13 protein-coding genes are annotated in these 13,402 nt (G+C 63.9%); all 13 read left to right on the top strand.

Annotation, left to right across the window (positions count from 1 at the left end; all coding sequences use genetic code 11):
* Positions 1 to 5 precede the first annotated feature (5 nt).
* From D0544_RS00615 to D0544_RS00675, 13 genes are read left to right on the top strand one after another with little or no spacing between them, the layout of a single operon-like run.
* Positions 6 to 1,706, top strand: coding sequence for a nickel-dependent hydrogenase large subunit (locus D0544_RS00615; protein WP_125013837.1), 1,701 nt, complete (start codon positions 6 to 8; stop codon positions 1,704 to 1,706).
* Between the two features lie 17 nt (positions 1,707 to 1,723).
* Complete coding sequence (locus tag D0544_RS00620) at positions 1,724 to 2,218, top strand: HyaD/HybD family hydrogenase maturation endopeptidase (protein WP_125013839.1); 495 nt, start codon at positions 1,724 to 1,726, stop codon at positions 2,216 to 2,218.
* A gap of 16 nt (positions 2,219 to 2,234) precedes the next feature.
* Positions 2,235 to 2,498, top strand: coding sequence for a HypC/HybG/HupF family hydrogenase formation chaperone (locus tag D0544_RS00625; protein ID WP_207905732.1), 264 nt, complete (start codon positions 2,235 to 2,237; stop codon positions 2,496 to 2,498).
* Positions 2,498 to 2,971 (top strand): [NiFe]-hydrogenase assembly chaperone HybE, encoded by a 474-nt coding sequence (gene hybE, locus D0544_RS00630; RefSeq protein ID WP_125013843.1) that lies wholly within the window; start codon positions 2,498 to 2,500, stop codon positions 2,969 to 2,971. Before D0544_RS00625 ends, hybE begins: the two co-directional genes overlap by 1 nt.
* A 13-nt stretch (positions 2,972 to 2,984) precedes the next feature.
* Positions 2,985 to 4,091, top strand: a complete 1,107-nt coding sequence (locus D0544_RS00635; protein ID WP_125013845.1) for a nickel-dependent hydrogenase large subunit — start codon at positions 2,985 to 2,987, stop codon at positions 4,089 to 4,091.
* The gene (gene hypA, locus D0544_RS00640) at positions 4,084 to 4,425 is read left to right on the top strand and encodes a hydrogenase maturation nickel metallochaperone HypA (protein ID WP_207905733.1); all 342 of its coding nucleotides are present in this window, start codon (positions 4,084 to 4,086) and stop codon (positions 4,423 to 4,425) included. Before D0544_RS00635 ends, hypA begins: the two co-directional genes overlap by 8 nt.
* A 5-nt stretch (positions 4,426 to 4,430) precedes the next feature.
* Positions 4,431 to 5,435 carry a hydrogenase nickel incorporation protein HypB gene (gene hypB / locus D0544_RS00645; RefSeq protein ID WP_125013847.1) on the top strand — a complete coding sequence of 335 codons (1,005 nt, stop codon included), beginning with the start codon at positions 4,431 to 4,433 and terminating at the stop codon, positions 5,433 to 5,435.
* Entirely contained in the window at positions 5,435 to 6,889 is a 1,455-nt protein-coding gene (locus D0544_RS00650) for a sigma-54-dependent transcriptional regulator (protein WP_125013849.1), read from the top strand. The genes hypB and D0544_RS00650 overlap by 1 nt, the downstream gene beginning before the upstream one ends.
* Before the next feature lie 2 nt (positions 6,890 to 6,891).
* On the top strand, positions 6,892 to 9,198 hold the full coding sequence (gene hypF, locus D0544_RS00655) for a carbamoyltransferase HypF (RefSeq protein ID WP_207905734.1): 2,307 nt from the start codon (positions 6,892 to 6,894) through the stop codon (positions 9,196 to 9,198).
* Positions 9,199 to 9,222: 24 nt separating this feature from the next.
* Entirely contained in the window at positions 9,223 to 9,474 is a 252-nt protein-coding gene (locus tag D0544_RS00660; protein WP_125013851.1) for a HypC/HybG/HupF family hydrogenase formation chaperone, read from the top strand.
* A complete protein-coding gene (gene hypD / locus D0544_RS00665) occupies positions 9,471 to 10,640 on the top strand; it encodes a hydrogenase formation protein HypD (RefSeq protein WP_125013853.1) in 1,170 nt (389 codons plus the stop codon). The genes D0544_RS00660 and hypD overlap by 4 nt, the downstream gene beginning before the upstream one ends.
* On the top strand, positions 10,637 to 11,683 hold the full coding sequence (gene hypE, locus D0544_RS00670; RefSeq protein ID WP_125013855.1) for a hydrogenase expression/formation protein HypE: 1,047 nt from the start codon (positions 10,637 to 10,639) through the stop codon (positions 11,681 to 11,683). Before hypD ends, hypE begins: the two co-directional genes overlap by 4 nt.
* A gap of 9 nt (positions 11,684 to 11,692) precedes the next feature.
* On the top strand, positions 11,693 to 13,402 hold the full coding sequence (locus tag D0544_RS00675; RefSeq protein WP_125013857.1) for a hydrogenase maturation protein: 1,710 nt from the start codon (positions 11,693 to 11,695) through the stop codon (positions 13,400 to 13,402).

Consider the following 13,402-nt stretch of genomic DNA (forward strand, 5'->3'; position numbering starts at 1 on the left):
TAACCGTGGCTAAACGAGTTGTTGTAGATCCGGTAACACGTATTGAGGGTCACCTGCGCATCGACGTTGAGGTGGAAGGGGGCAAAGTCAGCAAGGCCTGGTCTTCCGGCCAGATGTGGCGCGGCATCGAGACCATTCTCAAGGGCCGCGACCCCCGCGATGCCTGGGCCTATACCCAGCGCATCTGTGGTGTCTGCACCACGGTTCACGCCCTCACCTCGGTGCGTGCGGTCGAGAACGCCCTGGGGCTGGAAGTGCCCAAGAACGCACAGTACATCCGTAACATCCTGCTGGCGGCCCACGCCATCCACGACCACATTGTGCACTTTTACCACCTCTCCGCCCTGGATTGGGTGGATATCGTCTCTGCCCTCAAGGCGGATCCGGTGCAGGCGGCCAAGCTGGCCGAAAGCCTCTCCTCCTGGAAGGGCAACAGCGTCCATGAGCTCAGGGCGGTGCAGGAAAAACTGAAGAGTTTTGTGGCCAGCGGCCAGCTGGGTATCTTTGCCAATGGTTATTGGGGTCACCCCTCCATGACCCTGCCCCCCGAGGTCAACCTGATCGCTGCAGCTCATTACCTGCAGGCGCTGGAGATCCAGCGCGAGGCCAACCGCATCGTCACCATCGTCGGCAGTAAAACCCCCCATGTGCAGAATCTCTGCGTGGGCGGGGTGACCAACTCCATCAACCTCGACAGCCAGGGTGTGTTCAATATGGAGCGCCTGATGTACATCCGTTCGCTGATCGACAAGATGGACGACTTCGTGCAGAACGCCTACCTGGTGGATGTCTCCATCGTGGGCGGTTTCTACGCCGACTGGACCGGCTACGGCGCCGGCGTCACCGATTACCTCTGTGTGCCGGAGATGGCGCTGGACAGCAAGGGCACCTCCTTCGCCCTGCCCGGTGGTTACATCACCGGCGGTGACCTTAGCACCTTCAAGCCGATCACCTCCTTCCAGGATGAGTTCTTTATCAAGGGGGTCAAGGAGAGCTCCAAGCACTCCTGGTACCACGGCGACGACGCCCTCCACCCCTGGGAAGGGGAGACCGAGCCCAACTACGACGACTTCAACGACGAGGGTCAGTACTCCTGGATCAAGTCCCCCACCTTCTACGACAAGCCGGCCCAGGTGGGTCCTCTGGCCAACGTGCTGTGCCTGGCCGCCTCCGGTCACGAGTCTACCCTCAAGCACCTCAACTTCGTGCTCGACACCGCCAGCAGTGTGGCCGGTGCCAAGGTGGGTGTGGGTGCGCTGCACTCCACCATCGGCCGTCACGCCGCCCGCGCGGTTCGCTGTGCGGTGTTGCAGGATGAGATCAAGCAGCAGTGGCAGAACCTGGTGGATAACATCGGCAGCGGTGACACCGATACCTTCAACCAGCCGGTCTTCCCCAAGGGAGAGATCCGTGGCGTTGGTTTCCACGAAGCCCCCCGCGGCGTGCTCTCCCACTGGGTGGTGATCAAGGATGGCAAGATCGATAACTACCAGGCGGTGGTGCCCAGCACCTGGAACGCCGGTCCGCGCAACCAAAACGATGTGCCCGGACCCTACGAGGCCTCCCTGCTGGGCAATCCGGTTGCCGATCCCGACAAGCCGCTGGAGGTGCTGCGCACCGTGCACAGCTTTGACCCCTGCATCGCCTGTGCGATCCACCTGGTCGATACCGAGAACGATTCCACTGTGACGGTTAAAGCGCTGTAAACAAGTGAGGTAACAAGATGACGATTTTGGTACTTGGGGTAGGTAATATCCTGCTCACCGACGAGGGAGTAGGCGTTCGTGTCGTCGAAGCACTGGAGAGTCGATATCAATTTTCGCCTGATGTCGATCTGGTGGATGGCGGCACGGCCGGTATGGAGTTGTTGGACACCATAGCCAGCCGCGATCACGTCATACTGATCGATGCGGTCCACACCGGCGATGCCCCCGGTACCCTTGTTACCCTGCGGGATGATGAGGTGCCGGCGCTGTTTCGGCAGAAGATATCGCCCCACCAGCTGGGGATCTCCGACCTGCTGGCGATCATGTCGCTGACCGGCGAGATGCCCAACCACTTTACCCTGTTCGGGGTGACCCCCATCTCCATGGAGACCGGCGTTACCCTGACCCCCGAGGTCAACGCCCTGCTGGAGCAGATGGTGCAGTTGTGCCTCGACGAGCTTGAGCGGCTCGGGGTCACGGCGACCCCGCTTCCCCAGTGCGCGGTGGGCTAAGCCGATGTGCCTCGGTGTGCCCTCAAAAATAGTCGCCATCAATGACCTGATGGCCACCGTCGAAGCCTATGGCCAGCGGCGGGATGTGAGCCTGATCCTGATGAACGAGCCGGTGTCCCTGGGCGACTACGTACTGATTCAGGTGGGTAATTTTGCGGTTGAAAAAATTGAGCCGGCGCGTGCCCGCGAGGCCCTTGAGTTTATGGCGGGCATCAATCTCGACCCCGAGCCGGTGGTCGCCAACGAACCAACCGGTTCTTCAGAGCGAGGCTGTATCTGATGAGTGATCAACATCCGGGGTTTTCCCTCAACCCCTCACCGGTGCTGGAAAAGGTTTTCAACGAGGTGCTGGAGCAGCGCATGCAGGATATGCCGCTGATCAACCGTCGGGTAGCGGTGGAGGCGGTGGGGTTCGAAGAGTGGGAGGGGCACTGGCTCGGCGTCCTGATTACCCCCTGGTTTATCAATCTGCTACTGCTGCGCAAGGACGGCTCCCCCTGGCCGCAGCTGGAGCTGGGCAAGGGTAACGAGATCAATATCGCCTTCCCCCAGGGGGTCTACCGCTTTAGCCCGCGGGAGGAGACGGGGGTTGGTCGCTACCTCTGCTGCTCGCTGATGTCACCCCTGCAGGAGATCAAGAGCCACGAGGAGGCGCGCGGCCTGGCACTGGATGTGATGCGGGTGATTCGTCAGCTGCCAGTGGTTCAACTCGACAGCCAGGACGCTGCACAGACCACCGCCTGCCGGGCCTGATCCGGAGGCCGCTGTGATCGAGGGTAAATTACGCATCCTGCTTCGCTGTCGCGAGGAGCGGGTGGGCTCGGTCGAAATCATCTCTACCCGTCCGCAGATATCGGGGCGCTTGCTGGAGGGGGATCGGGTTTCCCAGGCACTTTCCAAGGTGCCGGTGATCTACAGCCTGTGCCGGCAGGCGCAGTCGCTGGCGGCGACGCTGGCGCAGGGCGCCATCGAGGGGGGTGAACCGCCTCCGGGCCTCATCCAGCAAGCCCGGCTGGAGGCGCTGCAGGAGCACCTGTGGCGTTTCTTTATCGATCTGCCCGTTACCCTGGGCAAAGTACCTCTGCTTTCCCCTTTTGCCCCGATTCGACAGCAGATCTTGCAACAGATCAAGGCGCTGGATGCCGCTCCCCTTTACAATGCACCGCTTCCCTGGTGGCAGGCGCTTCGGGAGGCCGTCGAAGGCGGACTGCTGGAGTACCGGTTGGCCGACTGCTGTGGCCAGGGGCTGACCCATTGGCAGCAGTGGCTGGCCAGCAGCCGTGCTCCCCTTGGGGATATGCTACGGTGTCTAGGCGAGTGCTTGCCAACCGCGGAAGCCCCAATTCTTATGCAGCCGAGCCTTATGGGCCTGGACGCGGACGCTCTGCCCGAGCTGGTGACCCTGCTGGAGAGCCACGAGGGGTATGGCGCCCAGCCCTGGCTGGCGGGGGGACACCCCGAAGCCGGGGCGATCGTGCGTCACCGGGATCATCCTCTGGTGTCGGCCCTGCGAGGGCAGGGGGCCCTGGTGTTGGCGCGGTTGGTGGCGCGCCTGCTGGAGATCGACCGCCTGCTGGATCCTGCCCAGGCCCTGGCGATGGGCAGCTTTGCCCGTGGCGAGGATGGGGCGGCCGGTTGGGTGGAAACCGCCCGTGGAATCCTGCTCCATCGGCTTGAAATTCGTCAGGGACGGGTGCACCGTTATCAGGTGGTGGCCCCCACCGAATGGAACTTTCATCCCGAGGGGCCGCTGGTACAGGCGGTGCTGGCGTTGCCGGCGGCTAATCTCGAGCGTCTGCGCCAGCAGGTGCAGTTGATCGGCCTGTCGCTCGACCCCTGTGTCGGTTTTGAGGTAGAGGTGTGTAATGCATGAGATGTCGCTGGCCGAAGGGGTTGTTCAAATCCTGGAGGAGTACGCCGATAAGCAGGGCTTTGCGCGGGTCAAGACCGTGTGGCTGGAGATTGGCCGGCTCTCCAATGTGGAGGTGGACTCCATGCGCTTTTGCTTCGAGGCGGTCTGCCGGGGCACCCTCGCCGAGGGGGCGCAGCTGGAGGTGATTGAAACTCCCGGGCGAGGTTACTGCCTGGACTGTTTTCAGAGTGTTGAACATAACGCCCGTTTCGACCCCTGTCCGCTGTGCAGCGGCTACAAGGTGCAGGCCACCGAGGGAACTGAGATGCGGGTCAAAGAGCTGGAAGTGGAGTAGAGACGATGTGTACTACCTGTGGCTGCGCGAGCGGCGAAACCCGAGTGGAGGGTGCCGATCTGCACCCCCATCAAGAGTCCCATTCCCACGCGCACCATTCCCACGCGGGTCATCACCACCATGGGCCGGATGGTCACAGCCACTCCCATAGTCACTCCCACGCACGGATTGCCCCCAAGGCGCACCCGGTGGGTGGTGAGACCCCCTTTACTCCGGCCGATAATGGTCGCGATCTGCACTATGGCAAGGGTGCTGCCCACGCGCACGCCCCGGGCTTGAGCCAGTCGCGGATGGTGCAGATTGAGCAGGATATCCTCGGCAAGAATGATCGCTATGCGGCGATTAACCGCGCCCGCCTGCAGGGCCAGAGCCTGTTGTCGATCAACCTGGTTTCCAGCCCCGGCTCGGGCAAGACGACCCTGCTGACCCGCACCATTGAGGACCTGCGTGAGCGCTGTGCCATCGCGGTGATCGAGGGCGATCAGCAGACCGCCAACGACGCTGAGCGCATCCGGGCGACCGGAGCCAGTGCGGTGCAGATCAACACCGGCAAGGGCTGCCACCTCGATGCGCACATGGTGGGCCATGCCCTGGACAAGCTGGAGCTGGAGGCCCTCGACTTGCTGATGATTGAAAACGTCGGCAACCTGGTGTGTCCTGCCGCCTTCGACCTGGGAGAGGCCCACCGGGTGGCGATTCTCTCGGTCACCGAGGGTGAAGACAAACCGGTCAAATACCCCGATATGTTCAGTGGCGCGGAGCTGATGCTGCTCAACAAGGTGGACCTGCTGCCCCACCTCAACTTTGATGTGGAGGCTTGCATCGCCAGCGCTCGCAAGGTGAACCCGGCCATAGAGGTAATCCAGTGCTCCGCCACCAGCGGCGAGGGGATGAGCGCCTGGTACCAGTGGATCGCCGAGCGCCAGCAGGCGATGATCCAGCGCGAAATCGATGCCCTTGAGGCGCGGCTTGGCGGCCTCAAGCAGAAGCAGCAGAAGCTGTCACTCTGATGCCGGTACCCTTAGATCGGCCCCGGGTGCTGGTCGTCGATGACGAGCAGCGCTCCATCGAAACCATCGCCCGCATCCTCGATGACGAGTTCGAAGTGGTGACCGCCAGCAGCGCCGATGAGGGGGAGCGCCTGCTGGCGCAGGACCCCTGCCAGGTAATCCTCTGCGACCAGCGCATGCCGGGTCGGAGCGGGGTCGACTTTCTCGCCGGTGTGCGACAGCAGCACCCGCAAACCCTGCGCATCATCATCTCCGGCTACACCGACGCCGACAAGATCATCCAGGCGATCAATGAGAGCGGTATCTACCACTACATCACCAAGCCCTGGCACCCTGATGCCCTGATCCTGACCGTGCGCAATGCCGCGCGCCTCTACCAGCTGCAGCAGGAGAACCGCTTGTTGGCCCAGGAGATGCGCTTCTCCTCGGAGCAGTTCGACGATTACTTGCAGCGCCAGCGCAGCGAGCTGAAGCAGCAGTTTCATTTTGACCGCATCCTGCGGGGCGAACACAGCAGCATGAACGCCCTCTGCGACCAGGTGGCGCAACTGGCCCCCTTCGACATCTCTGTGCTGGTGCAGGGGGAATCGGGTACCGGCAAGGAGCTGCTGGCGCGGGCGATCCATTACAACAGCGCCCGCGCAGAGCAGCCCTTTGTGGTGGAAAACTGCGGTGCCATGCACGATGAGCTGCTTTCCAGCGAGCTGTTCGGGCACCGCAAGGGGGCCTTCACCGGCGCCGTCAACGACCACGTTGGCCTGTTTGAGCAAGCCAACGGTGGCACTATCTTTCTCGACGAGATCGGCGACATATCCCCCGCTTTCCAGGTCAAGCTGCTGAGGGTATTGCAGGAGAGGGAGATTCGTCCCCTGGGTGCAGCCCAGAGCCGCAAGGTGGATGTACGGGTGGTCGCCGCCACCAATCTCGACCTGCAGGAGGAGGTGAGGGTGGGTCGCTTCAGGGCCGATCTCTACTATCGCCTCGCCTCGGTGTCCCTGCAGGTGCCGCCGCTGCGCGACCGTGACGGGGATATCGTTCTGATTGCCAACAACCTGCTGCGGGAAGCTTCCCAGCGGTTTAACCGACCGGTACGGGGCTTCAGCGCCGAGGTGCTGCACTGCTTCAGCCGCTACCACTGGCCCGGTAACGTGCGTGAGCTGCAAAACGAGGTACAGCGCATGCTGGTGATGTCACAACAGGAGGTGATCGGAGCTGAGCTGCTGGCTCCCCATATCGTGCGCGAAGCGGAGCAGGCGAGTGAGGAGCAGGGAGAGAGCCTGCCAGAGACCGAGTCCCATGGGTTGCGCTCGCAGGTGGAGGCGCTGGAGGCGAAGCTGATTCGCCAGGCGCTCCGGCGTCATCAGGGCAACAAGAGCCAGGTGGCGGACGAGTTGGGGCTGTCGCGAGTTGGTCTGCGCAACAAGATGGACCGTTACGGTCTGGGTGAGGGCTGATCGTGTCCGGGGTGGCTCTGTCTCGCCAGCGGCTGCACCTGTCGGTGCTCGGGCTGGTGCAGGGGGTCGGTTTTCGCCCCTTTGTCTATGGCCTGGCTCAGCGCCTGGGGCTGGATGGCTGGGTGGCCAATGATGGTGAGGGTGTGCAGATTGAGCTGGAGGGTGAGCTCCCCAACCTGCAGCGTTTCCAGCAGCTATTGCATCAGGAGCTTCCCCCGCTGGCGCTGATCGATCGCTGCGAGGTGGTCGAGCGACCCCTGCAGCCGGAGCGCGGGTTTCGGATTGTCCAGAGCCGTGCCACCGAAGCCAATACCTCGGTGGCTGCCGATGCCGCGGTTTGCCCGGACTGCCTGAACGAGCTGTTTGATCCCGCCAACCGGCGTTACCGCTACCCCTTTATCAACTGCACCAACTGCGGGCCACGCTACACCATTACCCGGCGCCTGCCCTACGATCGCCCCTATACCTCTATGGCGGAGTTTCAACTCTGCGGTGGCTGCCAGCAGGAGTACGACAACCCGAGTGATCGTCGCTTTCACGCCCAACCCAATGCCTGCGCCCGGTGCGGCCCCGAACTGACGCTGGTGGACAGCGCAGGGGAAACGGTCGAGGGGGACCCCATTGAGAGCACGCTGCGGGCGTTGAGGCGGGGGGATATCCTGGCCATTAAGGGGATCGGCGGCTTTCACCTGGTCTGCGATGCCGACAATAGCGCGGCGGTCGAGCGGCTGCGAAAGCGTAAGGCGCGGGATGCCAAACCCTTTGCGGTGATGGTCGCCAACCGCGCATCGCTGGAGTCGCTGGTGGAGCTGGACGAGGCCAGTGCCCGGCGCCTTGAGTCCAGTGCCGCTCCCATCATGTTGTTGCCGCGGCGGCAGCGGGACAGTACCCGCCTGCTGGCGGAGGGGCTGGCGCCCGGGCTCGACAGCCTTGGGGTGATGCTGCCCTACTCACCGTTGCACCAGCTGATCTTCTTTGAGGCTGCAGGGCGCCCGACCGATGCCGGCTGGCGCTCCGAGCCCCAGTCCCTGCGACTGGTGATGACCAGTGCCAACCCGGCGGGTGAACCGCTGGTGATCGACAACGCGGAGGCGCTGGCGCAGCTGGCGGGGTTCGTGGATGGGCTGCTTCTGCACAACCGTGCGATCGACTGTCGCTGCGACGATTCAGTGGTGCAGGCCGGTACGCCACCGATGGTGGTGCGGCGGGGGCGCGGCCTGGCGCCGCAAATCCTTCCCCTTATCCCGGAGGGGCCCCCGTTGCTGGCGCTGGGGGGCTGGTTCAAAAACAGTATCTGCCTGGCCAAGCAGCAGCGCGCCTACGTGTCACCTCATATCGGCGACCTTAATAACGCCAACACCTGCCGTTTCCTGGAGCAGAGCGTCGAGCACATGCGCCGCCTGTTCGCGGTTACCCCCGAGGCGGTGGCCTGCGACCTGCACCCCGATTTTTTCAGCACTCGCCTGGCCCAGCAGCTGGCGGAACAGTGGCGGGTGCCGCTGGTGGCGGTGCAGCACCACCATGCCCATATCGCGGCGGTGATGTCCGAGCACCGCTTGTCCGGGCCTGTACTGGGGCTGGCACTGGACGGGATCGGGCTGGGGGAGGATGGCAGCGCCTGGGGGGGCGAGTTGCTGTTGCTGGAGGGGGCCGGTTACCAACGCCTGGGGCAGCTGCGATCCCTGCCTCTGCCCGGCGGGGATCGGGCTGCCCGAGAACCCTGGCGCATCGCTGCCGCCCTGCTCCATCTGCTGGGGCGCAACCAGGAGATCGAATCGCGGCTGCCCTACCCCGGCAGCCCGGTGGTGGCGCAGATGTTACGGCAGGGGCTCAACTGTCCCCCCACCAGCAGCGCCGGGCGCTGGTTTGACGGGGTGGCGGCCCTGCTGGGCGTCTGCGCCTACAACCAGTTTGAGGCCCGGGCGGCCATGAGCCTGGAGAGTCTGGCCGCTGGCCGCTGCGACTTCCAGGGGGCTCACCTGCCTGCGCTGGAGAACGGCCAGCTGGACCTGTTGCCGCTGGTATCGGCGCTGGTGGATGAAGCCGATCCGGTCCGGGGGGCGCAGCGCTTCCATGGCGCGCTGGTGATCGCCCTGGAGCAGTGGGTGATGGAGGCTGTGCAGGCAACAGGGCTAGAGCGGGTAGCACTGGGGGGCGGATGCTTTCTCAACCGGCTGCTGCGCGAAACCCTCTGCCAGCGCCTTCGGCAGAACGGGGTGAAGGTCTATCTGGGCGAGCAGTTGCCCTGTAACGACGCGGGGCTGAGCCTGGGGCAGGCCTGGGTGGCGCGTCAGCGGTTAGCACGTTAAACGGTAGTTAGAGAGGGTAGTGTTATGTGTCTGGCGATCCCGGTAAGGGTGGAAGCCCTTCAGGAAGACGAGATGGCGCTGGTGGATATCGGTGGCATCCGTAAGTCGGTGTCGATCGCGCTGGTGGAGGATGTGGCGGTGGGGGACTATGTGATCCTCCACGTCGGCTATGCCCTCAACAAGATCGATCCCGAGGAGGCCGAGCGCACCCTGGCGCTGTTTGCCGAGATGGGTGAGCTGGAGCAGATCGCCTCCGAGGCAGCGGCACAGCTATGAAGTACGTCGACGAGTTTCGCGATGGCCAGCTGGCGCAGGAGCTGGCGCAGAAGATTAAACGTGAGGTGCAGCCTGGTCGCCAGTACCACCTGATGGAGTTCTGCGGCGGCCATACCCACGCCATCTTTCGTTACGGCATCCCCGACCTGTTGCCTCCCGAGGTAAAGATGATCCATGGGCCCGGCTGCCCGGTCTGTGTTCTGCCCATCGTGCGCATCGACTCCGCTATCGAGCTGGCGATGGACCATGGGGTGATCCTCTGCACCTACGGCGACATGATGCGGGTGCCGGGGTCCCGCAAGATGAGCCTGCTCAAGGCCAAGGCCGAAGGGGCGGATGTACGCATGGTCTACTCCACCCTCGACGCCCTGGCGCTGGCACGCCAGAACCCGGAGCGGGAGGTAGTGTTCTTTGCGATCGGCTTTGAAACCACCACGCCGCCGACCGCGATGGCGATCCAGCAGGCCGAGAGGTTGGGGATCAAAAACTTCTCCGTATTTTGCAATCATGTACTGACCCCCTCGGCGATCAGCACCATCCTGGAGTCTCCCGAGGTGCGCGAGCTGGGCACCCTGCCCCTGGACGGATTTGTTGGCCCGGCCCACGTCAGCACCGTGATCGGCAGCCAGCCCTACGAGTACTTTGCCGAGGAATACCAGAGCCCGGTGGTGATCGCCGGTTTCGAGCCCCTCGATGTACTGCAGGCGATCCTGATGCTGGTGCGCCAGATCAACGAGGGGCGGGCCGAGGTGGAGAATGAGTTTACCCGCGCGGTGAGCCGCGATGGCAACCTCAAGGCCAAGCGAATTGTCGCCGACACCTTCGAGATGCGCCGTGAATTCGAGTGGCGGGGGCTGGGAATGGTGCCCTACAGCGGGTTGAAGATAAAGGCTCGCTTTGCCGCCTTTGATGCGGAGAAGCGCTTTACCCTGAAGCGTCGCAGTGCCCGCGAGAACAAGGCCTGCGAGTGCCCCGCCATTTTGCGTGGGGTGAAGACCCCGCGCGACTGCAAACTGTTTGGCACAGTCTGCACCCCGGAAAACCCGATCGGCAGCTGCATGGTCTCCTCCGAGGGGGCCTGCGCCGCCCATTACAGCTATGGCCGTTACCGCGATCACCTGGCGGCGGACACCCCATCGAACCTGATTCAAAAGAGCGAAGCATGACCGTTAACCTACGTGGCAACAGCCAACTCAATTTCGACACGGGCTGCGTGGAGATGATCCATGGCAGCGGGGGCAAGGCGATGGCGCAGCTGATCGAGGGGCTTTTCCTCAAGGCTTTCGATAACCCCTACCTGCGCCAGCAGAACGACCAGGCCGCCTTTAGCCTGCCGCCGGGGCGGGTGGTGATGGCGACCGACTCCCACGTGATCTCGCCGCTCTTCTTTCCGGGTGGCGATATCGGCTCATTGTCGGTGCACGGAACGATCAACGATGTGGCGATGGCGGGTGCCCGGCCGACCCACCTCTCCGCCGGATTTATTCTCGAGGAGGGATTTCCCCTGCGGGAGCTGAAGCGCATTGTGGAGTCGATGGCAGCGGCGGCTAAGGAGGCGGGAGTTCCCATCGTCACCGGCGATACCAAGGTGGTGGAGCGGGGTAAAGGGGACGGGGTCTTTATCAACACCACCGGCATCGGTGTGGTGCCCGAGGGGGTTGAACTGGGGGGCGACCGGGTGCGGGTGGGAGACCACATTATCCTCAGTGGACCCATCGGCGACCACGGCGTGGCCATTATGTCGTTGCGAGAAAACCTAACCTTTGAGACGGCCATCGAATCCGACAGCCAGCCCCTGCACGATCTGGTGGCGGACATGGTGAAGGTGGTGCCGGGCCTGCACTGCCTGCGGGACCCGACCCGGGGAGGCCTGGCCACCACCCTCAACGAGATCGCCCAGCAGGCCGGCGTCGGTATGCAGATCCAGGAGGCGAACCTGCCAGTGCGCCCGCAGGTGGCGGCCGCCTGCGAGTTCCTGGGGCTGGACCCACTCTACGTAGCCAATGAGGGCAAGCTGGTGGCCTTCTGCCCGGCGGATTGCAGCGAAGCACTGCTGGCGGCCATGCGCGCCCACCCCAGGGGGGGAGAGGCCTGTCGTATCGGCGAGGTGGTGGCGGACCCGCACCGGTTCGTGCAGATGCAGACCCGCTTCGGCGGCAACCGCATTGTTGACTGGCTCAACGGCGAGCAGCTGCCCCGTATCTGCTGAGGAGTTCCAATGCGTATCCTGATCCTGACCCACGCGTTCAACAGCCTGACCCAGCGCCTCTTTGTGGAGCTGCAAGAGGATGGCCATGAGCTGTCGGTCGAGTTTGATATCAATGACGCGGTGACCGCCGAGGCGATAGAGCGTTTTGCCCCCGAGCTGGTGCTGGCCCCCTTCCTGAAGCGGGCGATCCCGGAGTCGATCTGGCGACAACACCGCTGCCTGATTATCCATCCGGGCATTCGCGGTGACCGCGGCGCCACCTCCCTCGACTGGGCGATCACCCGCAACGAGGCGAACTGGGGGGTGACCTGCCTGCAGGCGGCAGCCGAGATGGATGCCGGCGATATCTGGGGCTGGGAAGAGTTTCCCATGCGCGAGGCGCGCAAGAGCAGCCTCTATCGCAACGAGGTGACCGAGGCCGCCGTGCGGGCGGTTCGCACCGCGCTCGAGAAGATTGACAACGGCGAGTCCCCGCAACCGTTGGACTACAGTGACCCGGCGATTCGAGGCCAGTGGCACGACCCGATTCGCCAAAGCGACCGCGCCATCGACTGGCAGCGCGACAGCAGCGAGCAGATTCTGCGCCGGATTCGCGCCGCCGACAGCCAGCCCGGTGTGCGCGATCAGATCGGTGGCCGCGACTGCTTTCTCTATAACGCCTGGCCTGAGGCGGAGCTGCGGGGTCAGCCCGGCGAGCTGATAGCCCAACGCGATGGCGCCCTTTGTCGAGCCACGGTGGACGGGGCGGTGTGGATCACCCACCTGGCCCTGGCGCAACCGGAGGCCGAGGAACCGGGATTCAAGCTACCCGCTGCGCGGGTGCTGGCTGAGGCCGTGGCCTCCGTGCCGGAGCAGCAGCTTGCCATCGAGACAGTGCCTGCTCATCCGACCTGGCAGGAGATCCAGTATCGGGAGGAGAGCGGGGTCGGCTACCTGCACTTTCACTTTTACAACGGCGCCGCCTCCAGCGAGCAGTGTCGCAGGCTGCTGGCCGCGTGGCGTTACGTCGAACAGCGCCCGGTGCGGGTGATCGTGTTGATGGGGGGCGAAGATTTCTGGTGCAACGGCATTCACCTCAACAGTATCGAGGCAGCTGCGAGTCCAGCGGATGAGTCCTGGGAAAACATCAACGCCATGGATGACCTCTGTGAGGCGATTATCCGCTGCCAGCACAAGCTCACCATCGCTGCGATGCGGGGCAATGCCGGTGCGGGTGGCGTGTTCCTGGCGCTGGCGGCAGACCAGATTTATCTGCGCCGCTCTGTGGTGATGAACCCTCACTATAAATCGATGGGCAACCTCTACGGCTCCGAATACTGGACCTACCTGCTACCGGCGCGGGTTGGCGAGGAGCAGTCCCTTCGCATCATGTCCAACCGCTTACCCCTGGGGGCGGCCCTGGCGCAGCGATTGGGACTGGTGGATGAGGTGTTTGGCGACTCGCAGGCCGAGTTTGAGCGCGAGTTGCGCCAGCGCGCTGAGGCGCTGGCCGGGGCCGCCGACTATGAGGTGAAGCTGGCGGCCAAGCAGCGCCGGCGCGCCGAGGATGAAGCGACCAAGCCCCTGGCCCAGTACCGGGCCGAGGAGCTGGAGCGGATGCAGCTTAACTTTTACGGTTTCGACCCCAGCTACCACGTGGCGCGCTATCACTTCGTGGAGAAACTGGCCAAATCCCGCACCCCGCCGTTCCTCGCACGTCACCGGCGCAAGAGCGCCTAG

This window comes from Aestuariirhabdus litorea, assembly GCF_003864255.1.
Lineage (GTDB): Bacteria > Pseudomonadota > Gammaproteobacteria > Pseudomonadales > Aestuariirhabdaceae > Aestuariirhabdus > Aestuariirhabdus litorea.

Bases quoted from the DNA above. Each gene is read 5' to 3' on its own strand.
- D0544_RS00675 (WP_125013857.1), top strand. From the start codon at position 11,693: ATGCGTATCCTGATCCTGACCCACGCGTTCAACAGCCTGACCCAGCGC.
- hypA (WP_207905733.1), top strand. From the start codon at position 4,084: ATGCATGAGATGTCGCTGGCCGAAGGGGTTGTTCAAATCCTGGAGGAG.
- D0544_RS00660 (WP_125013851.1), top strand. From the start codon at position 9,223: ATGTGTCTGGCGATCCCGGTAAGGGTGGAAGCCCTTCAGGAAGACGAG.
- hypD (WP_125013853.1), top strand. From the start codon at position 9,471: ATGAAGTACGTCGACGAGTTTCGCGATGGCCAGCTGGCGCAGGAGCTG.
- hybE (WP_125013843.1), top strand. From the start codon at position 2,498: ATGAGTGATCAACATCCGGGGTTTTCCCTCAACCCCTCACCGGTGCTG.
- hypB (WP_125013847.1), top strand. From the start codon at position 4,431: ATGTGTACTACCTGTGGCTGCGCGAGCGGCGAAACCCGAGTGGAGGGT.
- hypE (WP_125013855.1), top strand. From the start codon at position 10,637: ATGACCGTTAACCTACGTGGCAACAGCCAACTCAATTTCGACACGGGC.
- D0544_RS00620 (WP_125013839.1), top strand. From the start codon at position 1,724: ATGACGATTTTGGTACTTGGGGTAGGTAATATCCTGCTCACCGACGAG.
- D0544_RS00650 (WP_125013849.1), top strand. From the start codon at position 5,435: ATGCCGGTACCCTTAGATCGGCCCCGGGTGCTGGTCGTCGATGACGAG.